The sequence below is a fragment of the Burkholderia sp. Se-20373 genome (assembly GCF_017104705.1).
Lineage (GTDB): Bacteria > Pseudomonadota > Gammaproteobacteria > Burkholderiales > Burkholderiaceae > Burkholderia.
In genome coordinates, this window is record NZ_JAAGPH010000025.1 from 15,773 (window position 1) to 35,535 (window position 19,763).

Annotated in this window: 9 protein-coding genes; 3 read left to right on the plus strand and 6 right to left on the minus strand. The window is 67.9% G+C overall.

Annotated features, from left to right (window positions below; genetic code table 11):
- Window positions 1-20 precede the first annotated feature (20 nt).
- From G3N96_RS11505 to G3N96_RS11515, 3 genes are all read left to right on the plus strand, one after another.
- Window positions 21-3,182 carry a multidrug efflux RND transporter permease subunit gene (locus G3N96_RS11505; protein ID WP_206137288.1) on the plus strand — a complete coding sequence of 1,054 codons (3,162 nt, stop codon included), beginning with the start codon at window positions 21-23 and terminating at the stop codon, window positions 3,180-3,182.
- Between the two features lie 100 nt (window positions 3,183-3,282).
- A complete protein-coding gene (locus G3N96_RS11510; RefSeq protein ID WP_206137289.1) occupies window positions 3,283-3,930 on the plus strand; it encodes a glutathione S-transferase in 648 nt (215 codons plus the stop codon).
- Window positions 3,931-4,137: 207 nt separating this feature from the next.
- Window positions 4,138-4,293: a hypothetical protein gene (locus tag G3N96_RS11515; RefSeq protein WP_206137317.1), complete on the plus strand. Its 156-nt coding sequence runs from the start codon at window positions 4,138-4,140 to the stop codon at window positions 4,291-4,293.
- A gap of 74 nt (window positions 4,294-4,367) precedes the next feature.
- Here G3N96_RS11515 and G3N96_RS11520 read toward each other — a convergent pair whose 3' ends face one another.
- From G3N96_RS11520 to G3N96_RS11545, 6 genes are all read right to left on the minus strand, one after another.
- Window positions 4,368-5,084 carry a LuxR family transcriptional regulator gene (locus tag G3N96_RS11520; RefSeq protein WP_124584253.1) on the minus strand — a complete coding sequence of 239 codons (717 nt, stop codon included), beginning with the start codon at window positions 5,082-5,084 and terminating at the stop codon, window positions 4,368-4,370.
- 166 nt (window positions 5,085-5,250) lie between these two features.
- A complete protein-coding gene (locus tag G3N96_RS11525; protein WP_089425478.1) occupies window positions 5,251-5,760 on the minus strand; it encodes a helix-turn-helix domain-containing protein in 510 nt (169 codons plus the stop codon).
- Between the two features lie 106 nt (window positions 5,761-5,866).
- Window positions 5,867-7,150, minus strand: coding sequence for a beta-ketoacyl-ACP synthase II (gene fabF / locus G3N96_RS11530; RefSeq protein WP_206137315.1), 1,284 nt, complete (start codon window positions 7,148-7,150; stop codon window positions 5,867-5,869).
- 76 nt (window positions 7,151-7,226) lie between these two features.
- Complete coding sequence (locus G3N96_RS11535; protein ID WP_206137290.1) at window positions 7,227-8,465, minus strand: MFS transporter; 1,239 nt, start codon at window positions 8,463-8,465, stop codon at window positions 7,227-7,229.
- Between the two features lie 52 nt (window positions 8,466-8,517).
- Window positions 8,518-18,246 carry a non-ribosomal peptide synthetase/type I polyketide synthase gene (locus G3N96_RS11540; RefSeq protein WP_206137291.1) on the minus strand — a complete coding sequence of 3,243 codons (9,729 nt, stop codon included), beginning with the start codon at window positions 18,244-18,246 and terminating at the stop codon, window positions 8,518-8,520.
- Complete coding sequence (locus G3N96_RS11545; protein ID WP_241022596.1) at window positions 18,233-19,762, minus strand: FAD-dependent oxidoreductase; 1,530 nt, start codon at window positions 19,760-19,762, stop codon at window positions 18,233-18,235. The genes G3N96_RS11540 and G3N96_RS11545 overlap by 14 nt, the downstream gene beginning before the upstream one ends.
- Between the last annotated feature and the right edge of the window lies 1 nt (window position 19,763).

Consider the following 19,763-nt stretch of genomic DNA (forward strand, 5'->3'; position numbering starts at 1 on the left):
GCGTTCGCGGACCCTCGCCGATGCCGTCATTCTTCATCGACCGTCCCGTCTTTGCGTGGATCGTCGCGCTCGCGATCGTCGTGGCGGGCGTGCTGGCCATTCCACAACTGCCGATCGCGCAGTATCCGCGCCTGGCGCCGCCACGGGTCGTGATCACCGCGTCCTATCCCGGCGCGTCGACCGAGACGGTCGATGCCGACGTCGGCAGCATCATCGAGGAAAGCCTCGATGGCGCCGACGGGCTGCTGTACTACGAGACCAGCAGCGACGGCCACGGCAACCTCGAGATCGACGTGACGTTTTCGCCCAGCACCGATCCGGACATCGCGCTCGTCGACGTCAACAACCGGTTGAAGCAGGTCGAGCCGCGGCTGCCGCAGCAGGTCGTCCAGCAGGGGATCGGCGTGTTCAAGGCGGCGAACACGTTCCTGATGCTCGTCACGCTGACATCGACCGACGGCACGCGCGATTCCGCGCAGCTCGGCGACTACCTGAACCGCTACGTGCTGCGCGAGCTGAAGCGCGCGCCGGGGGTGGGTGCGGCCGAGCTGTGGGATGCCGACGAGGCGCTGCGGGTCTGGCTCGATCCGGTCAAGTTGCGCGAATACGATCTCGGCGCCGACGACGTGATCACGGCGATCAGCGCGCAGAACGCGACGGTCACGGCCGGCGCGATCGGCGATGCGCCGTTCGTGCGCGGCCAGCAGCTCACCGCGACGGTCGTGGTCAAGGGCCAGCTCACGTCGCCCGAGGAGTTCGGCAGGATCGTGCTGAAGTCGAAACAGGACGGCTCGGTGGTGCGTGTGGCCGATGTCGCGCGCGTCGAGATCGGCCGTGACGACTATTCGTTCTATTCGCGGCTGAACGGCCGGCCGGCTGCGACGGTCGGCATCCAGCTCGGCCCGCGCGGCAACGCGCTCGAAACGTCGAATGCAATCCGCGCACGGCTCGCGGAACTCTCGCGGACGCTGCCGCCGGGCGTCGCGGTCGAGATTCCGTTCGACGGCGCGCACTTCGTCAAGATCGCGATCCACGAAGTGGTGCTGACGCTGGTCGAGGCCGTGGTGCTGGTGTTCTGCGTGATGTGGCTGTTCCTGCGCGACCTGCGCTACACGCTGGTGCCGACCGTCGTGATTCCGGTCACGCTGATGGGCGCGTTCGTCGCGATGTGGGCGTTCGGGCTGTCGATCAACGTATTCACGATGTTCGGCCTCGTGCTGGCGATCGGCATCCTGGTCGACGATGCGATCGTCGTCGTCGAGAGCGTGCACCGCGTGATGGAGGAGGGCGTGTCGCCGCGCGACGCCACGCGCCGGGCCATGAAACGGATCGGCGGGGCGATCGTCGGCGTGACCGCGGTGCTGACCGCCGTATTCGTGCCGATGGCATTTTTCCCGGGCAGCGTCGGCGGCATCTACCGGCAGTTCGCGGTCGCGATGATCGCGTCGATGCTGGTGTCGTCGTTCATGGCGCTGTCGCTCACGCCCGCGCTGTGCGCGAACCTGCTGAAGCCGGTCGCGCGACACGATGGCGGCGCAGGCCGTGCGCGGCGACGCGGCATCGGCACGCGTCTGGCCGACCGGTTCGGTGCGGCTTTCGCGCGCGCCGAAACCGGTTATCGCCGCGTCGCCGTGTTTGCGGTGCGCCGCACCGGCATGGTCGTGGTGGTCTACGCGGCGCTCGTGGTCGGATGCGGGCTGCTGTACTGGATGATGCCGGGCGGCTTCCTGCCGACCGAGGACCAGGGGCAACTGCAGGTGATGATCCAGTTGCCGGCCGGCGCCACGCAGGCGCGCACGCTCGCGGTCGTCGAGCGGGTGGAGGCGATCCTGCGCGGGGAGCCGGCGATTGCGAACGTGACGAGCGTGATCGGCTGGAGTTTCGTCGGCAGCGGGCAGAACGTCGGGATGGCGTTCGTGGAACTGAAGGACTGGGCGAAGCGCGACGTCGATGCGATGGCGTTGCGCGACCGGCTCAACGGGCGGTTCAGTGCGATCCTCGACGGCAACGTCGAGGCGGCGCTGCCGCCTTCGGTGCGCGGCATCGGGCATTCGGACGGCTTCACGTTCCGGCTCGAGGATCGCGGCGGAGTCGGGCTCGATGCGTTGAAGGCGGCCCGTGAGCAGCTTGCCGAACGCGCGAAGGCGAGCCCGTTGCTCTCGGCCGTGCATTTCGAGGACCTGCCGGATGCACCGCGTATCGAGCTCGATGTCGATCGCGCGAAGGCGTATGCGCTCGGCGTGCCGTTCGAGCGGATCGCGGGGCTGCTGGGCGGCACGTTCGGCTCGAACTACATCAACGACTTTCCGGCGTCGGGCCGGATGCGGCGGGTGATCATCGAGGCCGATCCGGAGGCACGCGCGACCGATACGCAACTGATGGCGCTGACCGTGCCGAACCGTACCGGCGACATGGTGCCGCTGTCGGCCATTGCCGCGCCGCACTGGACGATCGGGCCGGTGATGCTGAACCGGTACAACGGCTATCCGTCGCTCGACATCAGCGGCCGGGCGGCGACCGGCACGAGTTCGGGCGCGGCGATGGCGGAGATGGAGCGGCTTGCCGCTGCGCTGCCGGCCGGGATCGGCTTCGACTGGGTCGATGCGGCGCGCGAGGAGCAGGTCGCCGCGCGGCAGACGCCGCTGCTCGTCGGGCTGTCGGTGCTCGCGGTTTTCATGGCGCTGGCTGCGCTGTACGAAAGCTGGACGATTCCGCTGTCCGTGCTGACGATCGTGCCGCTCGGCATGATGGGGGCGATCGCGGCGGCGCTCGCGCGCGGCATGCCGAACGACGTGTATTTCAAGGTCGGGATGATTACCGTGGTCGGGCTGGCGGCGAAGAACGCGATCCTGATCGTGCAGTACGCGCGTGACCTGGTCGTGCATGGCGTGCCGTTGCGGCAGGCGGTGGTCGACGCGGCCGCCGCGCGATTCCGGCCGATCGTGATGACGTCGATGGCGTTCCTGCTGGGCGTCGTGCCGCTCGTGCTGGCAACGGGCGCGGGGGCGGAAAGCCGACGGTCGATCGGCACGGGCGCGTTCGGCGGCGTGCTGGCGGCGACGGTGTTCGGGCTCGTGTTCGCGCCGGTGGCGTTTCGGGTCGTGGCGTCGGTCGGGCGACGTGGCCAGCGGGTGACGGTGGCGAAGCGGGACGATCGTCAGGCGGAGGTGGTGGGGGAGTGAGGTCGCTTCGACAGGTGATTGTCGAGCGTTGTGTTGATTAAATGCGATTGCCGCGCAGCCGGTTCACCGACATTTCAATTCAAGGAGACGAATTCAGACCATGTCCTACGTTCTGTATTACTCGCCCGGCGCGGCAAGCATGGCCGTGCACTGGATGTTGATCGAACTCGGCGTGCCGTTCGAAACGCGCCTCGTCGATATCGATACCGGGGCGCAGCATGCTCCCGAGTACCTGCGGTTGAATCCCGCGGGCCGAGTGCCGACGCTGGTCGTCGACGGCGTGCCGCGGACCGAATCGGCCGCGTTGCTGATGCTGCTCGCCGAACGTCATCCGGAGCCGCGCCTGGCTCCGCATCCGGGCTCGCCTGAACGTGCCGAGTGGTTCGAGATGATGATCTATCTCGCCAATTCGGTCTTGCCGGCGATGCGAAACTGGTTTTATGCGGAGACGGATGGTGACCCGCGGTGCGCTGACATGGTGAAGGTTTTTTCACAGGGGCAAGTCGAGGGGGCGATGGCGCATCTCGACACGCTGCTGTCCGATGGCCGTTCGTATTTGATCAACGACCGGTTGAGCACGGTCGACTTCCTGGCGCTGATGCTCATGCGCTGGACGCGCAACATGCCGCGTCCGGCAACGACGTGGGTGAATCTGACGCGCTATATCCACGCGCTTCGCGCGTTGCCGACGTTCCTGGAATTGAATGCGCGCGAAGGACTGACGGAGTGGATGAATCCGGTTTCCTGAGTGTGTCGAGGGCGCTCAAAAGTGCGGCAGCGGCCGGTTGAAGGCTGCTTGCCGCGAGGTTTGGGGCTGAAATATCGTATTTGACATAATCAACATTATCGACAATTTCGCTTGTAGCAGCCATATCCTAATGTCGTGTTCTAGCCATTTAGAAATGTCGTGTTTTGGCCTGTAGGTTGATCGTCTGCACCCTTGGGAGCGCCGGCGATGAACGCGACTGGGACGATCACCATGACGATGCGCGAACTGGACCGATTCAAGGTCATTCAGGACGTAGCCGACGGCACGCTCAAGACGCGATCGATGTCGGGACACCGGGCGAAGGACGCTAACCGCAGTCAGGACCCGAGTGCCGCCGATTGATGACTGTTCCGTTTCCCTCCGCGAGCTTGACGGAACAATCAGACCCAAGCCGCAAGACAACCGACGCGTGCTTGTCAAACGCACAGCAGCCCGAGCGAGATGGCCTTCGTCACCGCATGACGACGGCCCTTGGCATTGAGTTTCCGAACGACATTGCCGATATGAAAATTCACGGTTCGCTCGGTGATGCCGAGAATCTCGCCGATCTCCCAGCTCGTCTTGCCGGCGGAACACCATTGCAGGCATTGCCGTTCGCGTGAGCTCATGCCCGACATCCGCGTGGTGCCCTGCCCTTTGGTTTCCCGCGCGATCATGGTGACCTTTTCCTCGATGTACGCACAAAGCAGACTGAGTTTCGCGGTCTGGCCGAGGTCGTGCGCCGGGATGCCTTCAGAGCCGTCGGATGCCACACTCAGCACGCCGATGTCGCCGCGATGGCCGCGCACCGGCAAGCTCAGGCCGTGAACGAGACCGAAGCGACGCGCGTCCGCTTCGAGGCACCGCTGCTCGCCGGAGCTGTACATCGCGCGCTCCCATCGCAGCGGCAGCGAGGACGTGCGTGCGTGGGCGAGTATCGGGTCGATGTTCGCGTAGCGGCGCTCGGTGTAGACATCCTGCCAGGCCGGGCAGTTCGAGATGATGTGACTGAAGGCGGTCTCGCCGGCGGACGCGGACGAGACAACCGAATACATATAAGTTTGGTATCCGGCCTCGCGGCAGAAACTTCCCACGTGGGCCCCGAGTTCCTCCATCGTCTGCGATTGAAGGATAGGCATGAATTCGTCTACCAATTCAAACTCCGTATTGACTCTTCACTGATCTCGAACGCAAGCACGCATCAACACCATCGGAAACACCGCGCTCGCCCGCCGACAAGCGGCGCCCGCGCGGGTCGATCCGGTATTTCATGGCCGGTACTCGGGGCGAGTCCGGCTGGTGCCGACGGTACGGGAGCGGTTAGCTGCCCGACGCACTTTCGCGCAGCTCGCGCACCTGCTCGACACGTTCATGCACGGCGGCCGACGCGACCGGCCCTGCCTTGAGCAGGACGCGATCCACGGTAATCGGCTGCAGGTCATTCCTGTCGACGACCACGGACTCCAACACCCGACCGCTCTCCCGATCGATCTGCTGAACCGCGACACCGTCGTTGACGAGGTACTTGCTCCCCCAATCGAACAGCACGACCAGCAGCGGGAACAGGTCGATGCCCATCTGCGTCAGCACGTACTCGTAACGCGTGGGCCGCGTCATGTAGCGCCGGCGCTCCAGCAGGCCCTGATCGACCAGCCGTTTCAATCTGCGCGTCAGCGTATTGGTTGCAATCCCGACACTGCGCTGGAATTCGTCGAAGCGTGTGCACCCCTGCAACGCATCCCGCAGGATCAGGAGCGTCCACGATTCGCCGATGCAGTCGAGTGCGCGCGCGGTCGGGCACTCCATCGATTTAAAGCTGGTCGTTCTCATGGCGTGAAGGCTAACATCGTGACTTCTAATATGCAAGTAACTATCCGGACGGATGCCCTGTGGCGTCAACGGCATGCCGGACGGGCGTGTCCGGCACGCCTTTGGATCAGGCGTCTGCCGGCGGAGGGCCGAATATCAGCGCGGCGTTCGTTCCGCCGAAGCCGAAGGAATTCGACAGCGCGTACCGCACCGGCCGCGACTTGCTGCGGTTCGGCACCAGATCGAGGCCGTCGCATTCGGGGGCCGGGCGATCGAGGTTGATCGTCGGCGGTGCGACCTGGTCGCGGAGCGCCAGCAGCGCGAACACCGCTTCGACGCTGCCGGCGGCGCCGAGCAGGTGCCCGGTCGACGCCTTCGTGGCGGACACCGACGCTCCACCGGACAGATGCTCGCCAAACACGCGTTTCAGCGCGGCGATCTCGGCCAGATCGCCGGCGGGCGTCGACGTCGAATGTGCATTGATGTAGTCGATGGCGTCCGGCTCGATGCGCGCGCGCTTGAGGGCGGCCAGCATCGCGCGGGCCGCGCCGTCGCCATCATCCGGCGGCGCGACGATGTGATAAGCGTCGCCCGACATGCCGTAACCGATCACTTCCGCGTAGATCCGGGCGCCGCGCGCCAGCGCATGCCCGTATTCCTCGAGGACGACCATGCCGCTGCCCTCACCCATCACGAAGCCGTCGCGGTCGGCATCCCACGGCCGCGACGCCCGCTCCGGCGTGTCGTTGAAGCCCGTGGACAGCGCTTTCGCCGCGGCAAAACCGGCGATCCCGACCTCGCACACGGCGGCCTCCGCGCCGCCCGCGATCATCACGTCCGCGTCGTCGAGCGCGATCAGGCGCGCCGCATCGCCGATCGCATGGGCACCGGATGCGCATGCCGTGACCGTTGCGTGCGTCGGGCCGCGAAAGCCGTACTTGATCGAAATCTGGCCGGCGGCCAGGTTGATCAGGTTCGACGGAATGAAGAACGGCGACAGCCGCTTGCCGGGCGCGCGCTCGATTTGTCGCGATCCAGCCTCGATTCCCGGCAGGCCGCCGATACCCGCCCCGACCATGACGCCGGTGCGATTCTGCAGCGCCCGGTCGTCCGGATGCCATTGTGCGTCGTCGAGCGCTTCCGCGGCGGCCGCGATCGCATAGACGATGAACGGATCCATTTTCTTGACTTCCTTCGCCTCGACCCATTCGGTCGCATCGAAGCCGCCGTCGCGCGCATTGCCGGCGGGAATCAGCCCGGCGATCTTGCAAGGCAGATTCGACGTGTCGAAGCGATCGATGGTCGTGATGCCGCTTCGACCGGCGAGCAGGTTCCGCCACGAGTGTTCGACACCGACGCCGAGCGGAGTCACGAGGCCGAGCCCCGTCACGACGACGCGCCGCAATCCCAGCGGATGAGGCAGTTGGGGAGTGTTGGCATTCATTGAATTCTCCAGTTGGTTCGCGGTGAATGACCTTGACGCGGGCTCATCGGCTGACCTCGAGTTCGACCGCCTGGTTGCAGAAGCGGCCGCCCAGCACACACGCCGACACGAGCACCAGCGCGGACGTCGCGACCGGGAGGACGATCGAGTGCGGCTGCAGCAACGAGGTCACGATCGGGGCGACGCCCCAGGCAAGCGCATTGATCGACGAGACGACGCCCAGCACCTGCCCCTGATCGTCGGCAGTGGCGCGGTTCGACGCGATGCTGAGCAGCGTGACGTAGCAGTTGGAGACGGCGAGCGCGAGCAGCGGCACGGCCGCCCAGAGGCTGACGGGGGCGTCGACCAGCATCACCAGTGCGATCAGGACCGGTTGCGCGATCAGGCTGCCCATGAGGTTCTGGCGCGGTGAAAACGCCTTCGCCAGTGCGGGAATGATGAACAGCAGCGACACGGCGAAGCAGGCCGAGTAGAACGACAGCAGCATCGCTTCCCAGAACGCGTCGAATCCATACCGCAACAGGGAAAAGGCCGACATGTAGTTGAAGAAGATGTAGTAGCCGGTCAGGAACACCGCGAGGATGACGAGCGGCGTACGGAGTACCGGCGATGCCGCATTCGCGACGATGCGCCGCCATGCGCCGGTGCGTCGCGCAGGCGTGGTGCCGTCGTGTGCGCGACGATCGGTGAAGAACGCGATCACGAACGCGAGCGTGAGCGCCGCCAGGGCGGCACCGATGACGAACGGCAGCGCGACGCCGAACGCACCGCCGCCCGTGCCGGAAAACACCCCACCGATGACCGGCCCGATCGCGAATCCCACACCGTTCGCCGCCGTGATCATGCTGAGGTTGCCGGCTTTCGTGTCGGGCGTGCTGATGTCGATGACGGCCGCCTGCGCAACCGGCAGGCTCGCGGCGGTCAGACCGCAGATCGCGCGGCCGACGAGCACCCCCCACAGACTGCCGGCGTACACGCCGGCAGCGGTGCCGAGCATGCCGAGCGCGTTGCCGCCCAGGCACAGCAGCAACACCCGTTTGCGGCCGTACCGATCGGACATGTCGCCGAGCAGCGGCGACGCGGCGAACATGGCCAGCGGATAAAGCGCCAGCACGATGCCGTAGATCTGATAGCGCGTGGCCTCGCTCACCGACGCTGCAAACAGGCCGGTTTCGTTGTTGAGCAGCATCGGCGTCAGCGCGGGAAACACGATGCCGATGCCGGCGGCATCGACAAAGATGGTCAGGAACAGCGAGGCAATGGCAAGTTTGGATGTCTTCATGGTCAGCGTGCGGACGGACGGGCAACCGTCCGTCCGGGGTCAGGGAAAGGGATCAAAGCGCCGCGAGCCGGTCCAGGCAAGCCGCGGTCGTGTCGAGCAGCCAGTTGCCCGAGTCGTCGGCGGCCGGCATTTCCAGCCGGCCGAGTTCGTCGAGATACGCGGCGTGTTCGACGGGCCGCCCGCTGCCCACGCCGTCGCCGAGCGCGCTGTACAGCGGCAACATCCTGAAGAACGGATCGGATTCGGGCGTCTCGTCGCGGGCGCGGGCCACCCATTCGGCGGCCGGTATCCCGCGCAGCGTCGATCCGTTGCGCAGCCGCGCCACGATCGCGCGAAAATCCAGATCGTCGATATGGACATTGCGCACGGCCGACATCAGGGTGACCTTGCTGCGACGGACGATGTAGCGGGCCACGTGTTCCGTCGGCATGACCGGCACCGCCACGGGAAGATCCGGGTAAGCGCCCATCGCCACGCATTTGTTGCTGAACGCGACGAAATGGTTCTGCCGTTTCAGGTTCGGATCGCGGTCGTCGATCAGCAACGGCAGCCGATAGATCGACGTGGGATAGCCGTGCAGTACCGATTGCGCGAAGCAGGCTTCCGCCACGAACTTCGAGCGTTCGTAACCCGACGACAACGCGCGGATCGCCGCGTGGTCGAGCCAGTGTTCCGGCAGCGATCCCAGCTCCGTGTACTGCGTCGAAATGTAGTGCACGTGGGCGACTTTCGCGGCCGACGCAAACGCCAGGACGTGCCGGCTCGCGCCGACGTTGCCCTCGCGCATGAAGGCGTAGTCGGCCGCGTGATTGACGTGCGCCGCGCAATGCACGACCTGCGTGACATGGGTCAGCAACTGCGCATGGTCGTCGTCGTCCATGCCGAACCGCGGCAAGGTTGCGTCGCCGCGGCAGATCCGGACACGCGCGACGGGCAGCGCGCCGCCGAACATGGCACGGTAGCGGGCGTCGAGACGCGCGCGCGCGTCGGCGTCGTCGTTGCCGCGCACCAGCATGTAGACGTCCGCGTGCGTTTCCTCGAGCAGCATCCGCAGGAGCCACGCGCCAAGGTGCCCGGTCGCGCCGGTCAGCAGATAGGCGTCCGTCGCCTTTGCCGCCGTCCCCGTGAATGCCGGCAGCGTCGCGGCGGCCGCCAGATCCGCCGCATACGGCGCATCCTCCTGCCGGCTGACGGCGTCGTTCGTCGTCGTCGCCCCGTCGGGCCGGTGCGCACACGCGGCAAGGAAACCGTCGATCGTCGGGTTGGTCAGGAAGCGGCTGAAGTCGACCTTCAGCGCGAGTTCGCGTTCGGCGGCGAGGACCATGCGCGTCAACGACAGCGAATCGCCGCCGAGCTGGAAGAAATTCTCGCGGGTCCCGATCGAGGCCAGGTCGAGCTGCGTCTTCCAGAGCGTGCACAAGGCCGCTTGTTCCGGCGACAACGCCTCCGCCGCGTCGGCGGGACGCCGTGCATCGGCGTCCTGCTCGATCCGGGCCAGCACGCGTTCCGTGAGCGCCTTCCGGTCGACCTTGCCGCTGCTGTTCGACGGAAATGCGTCGAACGGCATCAGGCGCCACGGCACCATGTAATCCGGCAACCGCGCTTTCGCACCGGCCAGCACGGCAGGCTCGTCGAACCCGTCCGCAATGACGCAGCCGACGATCTGCCGTCCGACCGACGAGGCGGCGCCGACATCGACCACGAGTGCGCTCGCGTGACGGACGCCCGGATGCGACATCAGCACGTGTTCGATCTCGCCCAGCTCGACCAGCAGCCCGCGCAGCTTCACGCGGAAATCGTTGCGGCCGATGTAGTCGAGTTCGCCGTCGCGCCGCCATTTGACGATGTCGCCGGTGCGGTACATGCGCGTCGCACCGTCCTGATACGGATTGGCGGAGAACGCGTCGGGCGTCTTGAGCGTGCCGATGTAGCCGCGCGCCACGCCGCTGCCGCCGAGGTACAGCTCGCCGGGCACGCCGGGCGGCACCGGGCGGCCGCGTGCGTCCAGCACCCAGCAGCGCACGCCGTCGCATGCGAGGCCGATCGATGCGCCCGGCCCGTCGGGCACCTCGGTGCATGCATGATGCGTCGCATAGATCGTCACTTCCGTCGGCCCGTACAGGTTGTTGAGCGTCGTGGTCGTGCCCGACGCGAGCCACGCGCGCACCACCGGCTGCATCAAGGCCTCGCCGACCGAAATCACATGGCGCAGCGTCGGGCAGCGGGTGAGCGGCTCGAGCAGCAGGTTCAGCAGCGACGGCACGGTGCTCATCATGGTCACGTCGTGGCGTACGCACACGGCGGCGTGGCCGGCCGGCCCGTCCGTTTCCTCCATCAGCACGACGACCCCGCCCGTCATCAGCGGCAGGCAGAATTCGGGCACTGAGATATCGAACGTCAGAACCGTCCCTTGCAGGAACCGGTCGCGCGCCGAGAAGCCGAAATGGCGCTCCATCCAGCGCAGGCGCTGGGTCAGGCCCAGATGCTCGACCAGCACGCCCTTCGGATTGCCGGTGCTGCCGGAAGTGAACAGCACGTAAGCGAGCTTGCCGCCGCGATCGGCGTAGTCGCCGTTCGGTTCCAGTCGAGCGTGATGCTGCACGCGGCCGGCTTGCACGACGTCGCAGTCGATCGCCGAGTGGTCCGCGCGGAGCACGACGTTGCACAGCCCCAGCGCGTCGCGCTCGGCGAGCGCCTGCCGCACGTCGTCGGACAGCCGGTGCCGTTGCGTCAACACCATCGCGCAGCGGGCCGTGTCGATCATGTAGCCGGTGCGCGCCGCCGGATGCTTCAGGTCGAGCGCGACGTACGCGGCAGCGCATTTCCAGATCGCGAGGATCGCGATGATGGATTCCGGGCACCCGAAACGCGGCATCAGGATGCCGACGGTCGTCTCGCTGCCCACGCCCTGGCGGTGCAGCGTATCGGCCACCGTATCGGCCAGCGCGTTCAATTCACGATAGGTCAGCCGTCGTTCGCCCCATTCGATGGCGACCGCGTCCGGCGTCTCTTGCGCGCGCCGTGCGAACTGCTCGTGCACGCATGCCGTGTCGCTCGGATCGACATCCCGCGTGTCGCGCGGCACCGGGCCGCACCCGGATGCCAGCAACCGCAGCTGGTCGGCCGGCAGCATCGTGATCGAGCCCACTTCGCGTTCGGCATGACCGGGGTCGGACAACGCCACCAGCAGCGTCGCGTAATGCTCCGCAATCTGTTCGACCGTCGCGCGGTCGAACACGGCATCGGCGTACTTGAGGTCGATCGCCCAATCGTGCTGACGTTGCGTCACCCACGCACTCAGGTCGAATTGCGCTTCCTGCTGCGTGATGTCGAGCGGTGTCGCGTCGCACCGTGCACCGACGTCGACCACCATCTCGGAGGCATCGAAGTAGTTGAAATACGTCTGGAACAGCCCTGCCGAACTGCTGGCGGAACGCAGGCGTTCGTCGCGCATCAACAGCGCGAGCGGGACGTCCTGGTAATCGACCAGCTCGAACAGTGCACGCCGGACCCGGTCGAGCGCCGCCGTGACGGTCTGGTTTTCGTCGACTTCGCTGACGAGCGGCAGCACGTTGACGAAATGGCCAACCGTGTTGCGCCAGCGCTGTGCCGAGCGACCGTTGAACGCGACGCCCGTGATCACGCGATTCTGGTTCGAGTATCGCGCGAGCAGCAACAGCCACGTGGCAAGATGCACGGCCGCGCGCCGTCCGCCCGGCATCGCGTTGAGCTGGTCGGCCAGGCGCCGCGACACCGGGACGCGCACCGTGCCGCCGGTCTTCGCGCCCTGCTCCGTGCGCACCCGATCCACCGGCAGGTCGACGCTGACGGGTACGCCGTCGCCGTCGATGATCCGCTCGACGAAGAATGCGCGTGCGGCCGTCAAGGTCGTCGCATCGAGTGCCCGTTGCGTGGCCACGAAGTCGCGATAGGGTGCATCGGAATCGACCAGCGGTGCCGTGGTGCCGCACATCGCCTGAAGAAGCTGGACGCCCACGATGAAAATGGTCGCGGCATCCATCACGAGGTGATTCGACGTCACGACCAGATACCATTCGCGCGGCGACACGCGCAGCACGTTCACGCGCGTCGCGAAGTCGGTCGCGAGGTCGGGCGACGCGGCCAGCAACGCCTGGATCCGGGCGTCGACGTCGGCACCCGATGCGGCGTCCTCGGTCGCGATCGCGCAACGCGAGAGCGTTTCGTCGAGCGAATGAACGACGTATCCCGGCTCGTGCTCGACTTCGTCGAACGTCGCGCGCAGCAATTCGTGTTCGCCAAGCAGCTCGCGCCATCGCGCCGCCAGCCGATCCAGGTCGAGCCCGTCGCCGGCCACGCGCCAGCCGACCGCGCAGTTGTAAGCGCGGCTGTCGCGGTGACGGATCTGCTCGTACCAGATCGCGAACTGATTGTACGAAAGCGGTACACGGGACGGTGCACCGCCCTCCTTCACGGGCGCGGCCTCGGCGTGAGCCGTCGCCGTCGCCCGGCTCATCGACTCCACCAGCCGGTCATGGATATCGGCGAGAGTCGCGCTGTCGAAGAACAGGCTCGCGGGCAGGCTCAGCCCGAGTCGCCCCTGCAGTTCGCTGCGAATCCGGATCGTGCCGACCGAATCGAGCCCGAGTTCGTCCAGCGTCGACGTCCTGGCAATCTGGTGCGGCGCGTGGCCCGTTTCCGCGGCGATCAGCCCGGTCAGCAGCGCGAACGCGCCGTCGGCTGTCGTCGCGGCCGACTCCGGCCCGATCGCGGTCGCGGTCGCGTCGCGTGTCGCGACCGGGTCGCCCGATCGTGCGGGCGCTTCCGGGACGACGCGATAAATCGCCAGATGCGCGCCGTGCCCGATGCGGCCCATCGCGGCGGTCAGTGCCGCGCAGGCGGCTTGCGGGGCGAGCGGTTGCAGCCGTCGCAGCGCGCGCGACGGTGCGCGCCCCCCCACCCGCTTCAACATGCCGGTGTCCGCCCACGGCCCCCAGTCGACCACGACGGCCGGCAGGCCGAGCGAAGCACCGTGCGCGGCCAGCCGTTGCAGCCCCGCGTTCGCGATCGCATACGAAATCTGGCCCGGCGATTCGACCAGCGACGCCAGCGACGAGAAATACACGATGAACCCGATCGAAGGCTGCCCGCACGCGTAGTCGTGGAGCACCGACGCTCCGCGCAACTTGGCGCCGAGAACGGTGCCGAGTTGCGCCGCGTCGGTGTCCAGGATGTTCCGGTCGGCGGTCGCGCCGGCCAGGTGAAAAATGCCGTCCAGCGCGCCCGCATGGGCAGTCAGCCACGCACCGTCCACCTCGGCGGCGGCGAGATCCGCGACGAGCAGTTGAATCGTCGCGCCGGACCGCTCGCGCAGGCCCGCCACCCATCGGTGATCCTCGTCGTCCGGCGTCAACGCGCGTCGGCGCATCAGCACGAGGTTCCGGCATCCGCAATCGTCGACGAGATGTTCGACGAGATGTTTGCCCGCCCCGCCGAACGCACCGGTCACGAGGTAGCGGCCGTCGCCGCGCGGCCGCAGCGCGTTGCCGCCGTCGACTTCCGGCAGGCCGGCCACGGTTTCGCGGCGCGCCAGCCCAGCGTCGTCGATACGCCATAGCGGTGTCGCGATGCGCCGCGACGTGATGCCCGGCTTGACGTCCCGGACCGCCAGGATCGCGTCGACGACGCGATCGCCCGCGACGGCGACCTCGAGCATTGCCGCGTCCAGCGTGGGCAGTTCGGCCTGCAAGTGAACCGCGAGCGCCTGCATCGTCGCCGCGCCCAGCACGTCCGGCGCGGCATGACCCGTCTCCGTCACGAGGCAGACCTGTAGCGGCTGTCCCGGTTGCCGGTCCGACACCGTCTCGATGCTGCGCCGCACGTCTCGAACGAAAGCGGCGACCGCGCCGTAGGACGCTGCGCCGGACAGCCACGCGTGAGGCGCCCAGACGACGATCGTGCGGACTCGCGCGCCGTCCGCCTGCGGTTCGTCGATCGGCTTGCCGTCGCGATGCGACGCGCCCGGCAACGCGAGCAAGCGGCTTGCCGCGCCGCGCGCGGCAAGCCCTTCGTGCCAGCGATCGGGCGCCGGTGCATCCGCCGGTGCGAGCAACAGCCACGTTTCGTCGGTCAGCGATGCGCCGGCCAACACCGCCGGGACACCGTCGCGCACCCATTCGACCCGGAAGTGCACGTCATGGCGCTCGGCGGCGCTTGCCGACAGGCGCACGCAGGTCACGCCATGCAGTGTTGCAACGTCCCGGCCGGATTCGTCCTGGACGAGCACGTCGCCGACCAGCATCGTGTCGCTCGACTCCCGCAGCACGGCCCGGCAAGTCAGCGCCGACGACCAGCGCGCGTCCGGATCGATCCGGATCGATTCGAGTGCGACGGGGGCATAGGCGCTCTCCGGACGGCCTCGGCATACACCGAGCGACTGGAAGCACGTGTCGATGAACGCACTGTGACTGAGCGGCAGGGCCGGCTGCGCGTCCGGCGGTGCGATGCGGCAGCGTACCTCGGTGTCGCTGACGCGCTGGTAGGCGGCGATCCGCTGGAACAGCGGGCCGTACTGGACGCCCCGGCGCGCATATTCGTCAAAGAACGCGTCCGGGCGCGCCCATTCGCCCGGCTGCTCGTCGAAGCGGCCGCTCGACGGCGGCAGCGGCGCGTGTTCCGATGCGACGTGCACGCGCGCCAGTTCGGCATCGCCATCGTCCGGCAGCCGATAGACGATCGTGTAGCGGCCATCGTGCGCGGGACCGGCCACCTGGCAGGCCACCTCGTGCGTCGTCGCCGGATCGTCGAAGGCGAGCGGTCGGCTGACCGTCAGATCGTCGAGCTGAATCATCGCGCCGGCAGGACCCTGTCGGCGCGCTCGCGCGATCGCCTGCATCGCGAGCGCGACACCGGTCGACAGGTAGAACGCGCCGGGTACGATCGCCCGGCCGTGAATCCGGTGCTGATTGATCCAGTCGAGCGCGGGCGTGCCGAGGTCGACCTGCAAGGTCGCGCGAAAGTCGATGCCCGACCAGGCCGGCGCATCGCGCAGCGGCTGTGGCGGCGCGGCACGGGTGCTCGCGCCGGAGACCGTGTGCGGCCACGAAGCCGGTTGCAGCAGCGTGTGGTCGAAACGATATGTCGGCAGTTCGACGAACGGCCCGGCGGCCCGCGCATCGCCGAATGCCTGCATGGCCTTCCGGATGTCCAGTGCGCCGCCTTCCGCGAGGCGCCCTGCGGCACGCAGGAACGTTTCGTCGTCGGCTCCGCGCCGGTCGATGCTGGGCAGGCACGCCAACCCGCGCCGTGCCGCCCGCGCGGTGGCCGCGACGAGGCCGCAGAGCACCGGACGCGGCCCGATTTCGAGCACCGCGTCGACGTCGTCGCCGACGAGCCCGGCGGCGGCCGCCGCGAAATCGACGGGCCGCACGATCTGTTCGGCCCAGTAGGCCGGCGAACCCGGTGCCCCGTCCATTTGCACGGACCCGACCCACCCTTCGACGGAACTCACGAAGCGGACGGACGGTCGCGCCACCGCGACGCCGCCGGCCAGGAGACGCGCCGCATGCGCGGCAAATTCGTCTGCCGCGGATTGCATCAACGGCGTATGAAACGCGCCCTGCGTGTCGAGCGGCAGGGTCGTCAGGCCTTGCCGCCGGGCATGCTCCGCGGCGGCCAGCACGGCCGCCTCGGACCCGGCGACCACGGTCGATTCCGGTGCGTTCAGCGCCGACAGCCACAGCGCGGCCGACGGCAGGCCCTGATTGACCTCGTCGATCAGGGCCTCGACGATCTGCCGCGGCGCGGCGATCGACAGCATCTTTCCGGGGCTGACCGTACACGCCCGCTCCATGGCATCGGCGCGCGCCAGCACCAGGCGGGCCGCCGTGTCGAAGTCGAATGCGCCGGCGAACCACGCCGCCGCATATTCACCGACACTGTGCCCGAGCACGGCGTAGGGCCGGCAACCGAGTTCCTGCCAGAACCGCGCGAGCGCGCATTGCAGGACGAGCAGCGAGAGCTGGGACGTCCGCTGTTCGCGCACGAGCGGCAGCGTCGCGCCCTCAGCCTGCCCGGTGGCCAGCATGCGCGGCAGCAACGGCGTGCTCCAGCCGACGATGCGGTCGACGTGATCCGCGAATTCCGTGAGCAACGCGCGGAATCGCCGGTTGGCGTCGAACAGGCTGCGAGACATGCCGGCGTACTGGCTGCCCTGCCCGGTGAAGACCATCGCGACGCGCTGCAGCCGCGTCGTCGGAACCGGTGCGGCGCAACGCTCGCGCAACCGGTCGACCAGTTCGGCCGGGCTGCCGGCCGCGACCGCGATCGACGCATGCGGCCACACCTGGCGGTTCGCCAGCGCCGCGTCGCACAGTGCGTGCAGGTCGATATCGGGCGATGCCTCGATCGCATCCGCATAGGCGTCAGCCAGCGCCTGAACCGACGCCGGCGTGCGCGCCGACAGGAACAGCAGGCTCGCGCCGCTGCGGCGCTCCGCCGCCGGCGCGGCCGCACGATGGGCGCGCGACTCGCCCAGCACGACGTGCGCGTTGGTGCCGCTCATGCCGAACGAGCTGACACCCGCGATCAGCCGCCCGTCCGGATCGTCCGGCTGCCAGCGCGTGGCAGTCGCAGGGATCACGCCCTGGAAGCGGGCAAGCGGCAGATCCTCGCTGATCTCGTCCGCCATGCAATGCGGCGCGAGTTGCCGCGCGGACACGCACAGAGCCGCCTTGATCAGGCTCGCGATCCCGGCGCTCCCCTCGCAATGGCCGATATTGGCCTTGACCGCCCCGAGATACAGCGGATGCACGCGCTTGCCGAACACGTCGGCGAGCGCCGACAGCTCGATTCGATCGCCGAGATCGGTGCCGGTCCCGTGTGTTTCGACATAGGAGACGTCGGCCGGCGTCAGCGCGGCGCTCGACAGCGCGTCTTCGATCACGCGCCGCTGGGCGGCCTGCGAAGGCGCGGTGATGCCGTTGCTGCGGCCGTCGCTGTTCACGGCGCTGCCGAGCAGGTTCGCGTAAATCCGCTTGCCGGCGAGCGCGGCGTCCGATTGGCGCATCAACACGACGGCGCCGACGCCTTCGCCGCGCGCGAAGCCGTCGGCGTGTCGCGTGAAGGTCTTGCAGCGACCGTCGGCGGCCAGCATGCCGGCCTGCGCCAGATCCACGCTGTAATCGTGCGTGAGCATGAGCGACGCGCCGGCCACGATCGCCGCGTCGCATTCGCCCGCGGCCAGCGCGCCGAGCGCCTGGTGAACCGCGACCAGCGACGACGAGCATGCGGTATCGACGACGAATGCAGGGCCTTCGAGGCCGAGGTGATAGGCGATCCGCCCCGCGGCCATGCTGCCCAGCGCACCGCGGCTCAGGAAGCCGTTGTAGTCGTCGCTGCTCGCCATCCGGCGTGCATAGTCGAGCGTGCTCAGACCGACGAACACGCCCCAGCGCTGCTTCCTCAGCGACGACGGGTCGATGCCCGCGTCCTCGATGGCGTGATAGCTCGTTTCCAGCAGCAATCGATGCTGCGGATCCATGTAGATGGCCTCTTTCGGCGCGATCGAGAACACCGCCGGATCGAATGCCCACGGCGAGCGGGCAAGGAAGCCGCCGTGCAGCGCTTGCGGCGGCGTCGCGGCGCCGTCCGCGCCGAAACGGCCGGCCGGCATCGGCCCGGTGGCTTCCCGCCCGTCCAGCACCACGGCACGGAAAGCGTCGAGCGAATGGGCGGTTCCGGGCAACTCGCACGCCATGCCGACAATGGAGATTTCCTCCGGTACCCGTTCACGCTGCTTCATTGCTCGACTCCGTCGTTGCGTTGTGTTTTTCCGTTCCGTTCTGCGCGTCGATCTGTTGCAGCATGCATTGCACCGAACGGCAGGCGCCTTCGAAAAAGCCCTGCAGGTCCGAATAGGCCTCGCCGCAGATATGCACGCGCCGGTTGGCCGGATCGGCGCCGATGCCGAAGGCGGCCAGTTGCCGAATCACGTCCGCCGAGCGGTAGCCGGGACGCCAGAAATGCACGCCGGCGCCGAACGGCGCCATGCTCCAGTCGCGGATGCCCCACTCGAGGATGCGCGGCGTGTCGTCGCGCGAGAACGTCTGCTGCAGCGTCCGGACGAGCGCCGCCTTCAGGCGCTCGCCCCGGTTGCGATACGGGGCCGACTGCCAGCCGCGACGGCCTTCTTCCGTGTCGATCAGGTTGGCCCAGTACTGATGCCACGGTTCGTCGCTGTAGAACATCGCCATGCCGTACCGTTCAGGCTGGCTGGGGTGGACCTCGAAATGAGCGGCCCGGACCATCGCGCCTTCGCCGCTGCCTGGCGGCGTGTCGGCGTTCCACCATGGGTCCTCGACCACGCAGCATGCCCACGTGATCGGGAACGGGACGACGGCGTCGAGGCTGGCGGTCACGGCCGGCGGCAGGCAGCGGGCAAGCGCCCGGAGCGGGCGCTGCGGCAGCGCGAGCACGACGCGCCCGCACCGGACGACGGCGCGGCGTCGCTCCGCGGTCGACACCTCTTCGATCGTCGCGGCGATGGCGCCGTCGGGCTGCTCCGACAAGTCGACGAGCGCGTGATCCACGACCACGTCGACGCCCAGTGCGCGCACCGCGCGCCCCGCGTAGTCGATCAGCGTCTGCATGCCGCCGACCGGCAGGTAGGACGGACGCTCGAGCAGGCGTAGATCGAGCAGCGTCGCGATCCATTCCGCGGCATTCGGATTCGCGTTCTTGAAGTTGTAGAACGCCCCCTTCTCGCGCGTGAACTCGACCGCTTCATGGCTCAGTACGTTCGACAGCACGTTCCAGATACCCTGCTGGTAAAGCGGCATGCCTCCAAACCGGGCGTCCGTGCGGAATCTCGCCAGTGCCTCGGCCCGGCCGGGCCGGTCGAAGCGGTCGCCGTCGAGGTCCCACTGGTCCGCGACGATCACGCGCACCGCATGCATCAGCAGCGCCCAGGGCGGATCGTGCGCGCGCGGATCCGCCAGCAGCGCGCGCTCGTCCTCGGTCAGCTTCGCCGCACACGGACGGATCGACGAACCTGCCTCGTGCGACGAAATGGGTTGCACGGGTACGCCGAGCGCCTGCACGAAGGCGTCGACGAGCGGTTGAAGATCGGGCTCGATTCGCACGGCGCCGTATTCCGCACGGAATGCGCCGGCGAGCATCTCGTCGGTCTGCACCCGGCCGCCGATGCGCGACAGCATCTCGACCAGCCGAACCCGCAGTTCGGGGTGACGCTTCTTCAGTTCATAGGCGGCATACAGGCCGGCCAGACCGCCACCGGCGATCAGTACATCGGTATCCAAA

Coding starts and splice junctions, on each gene's coding strand:
- G3N96_RS11510 (WP_206137289.1), top strand. CDS start 3,283: ATGTCCTACGTTCTGTATTACTCGCCCGGCGCGGCAAGCATGGCCGTG.
- G3N96_RS11525 (WP_089425478.1), bottom strand. CDS start 5,760: ATGAGAACGACCAGCTTTAAATCGATGGAGTGCCCGACCGCGCGCGCA.
- G3N96_RS11535 (WP_206137290.1), bottom strand. CDS start 8,465: ATGAAGACATCCAAACTTGCCATTGCCTCGCTGTTCCTGACCATCTTT.
- G3N96_RS11515 (WP_206137317.1), top strand. CDS start 4,138: ATGAACGCGACTGGGACGATCACCATGACGATGCGCGAACTGGACCGA.
- G3N96_RS11540 (WP_206137291.1), bottom strand. CDS start 18,246: ATGAAGCAGCGTGAACGGGTACCGGAGGAAATCTCCATTGTCGGCATG.
- G3N96_RS11505 (WP_206137288.1), top strand. CDS start 21: ATGCCGTCATTCTTCATCGACCGTCCCGTCTTTGCGTGGATCGTCGCG.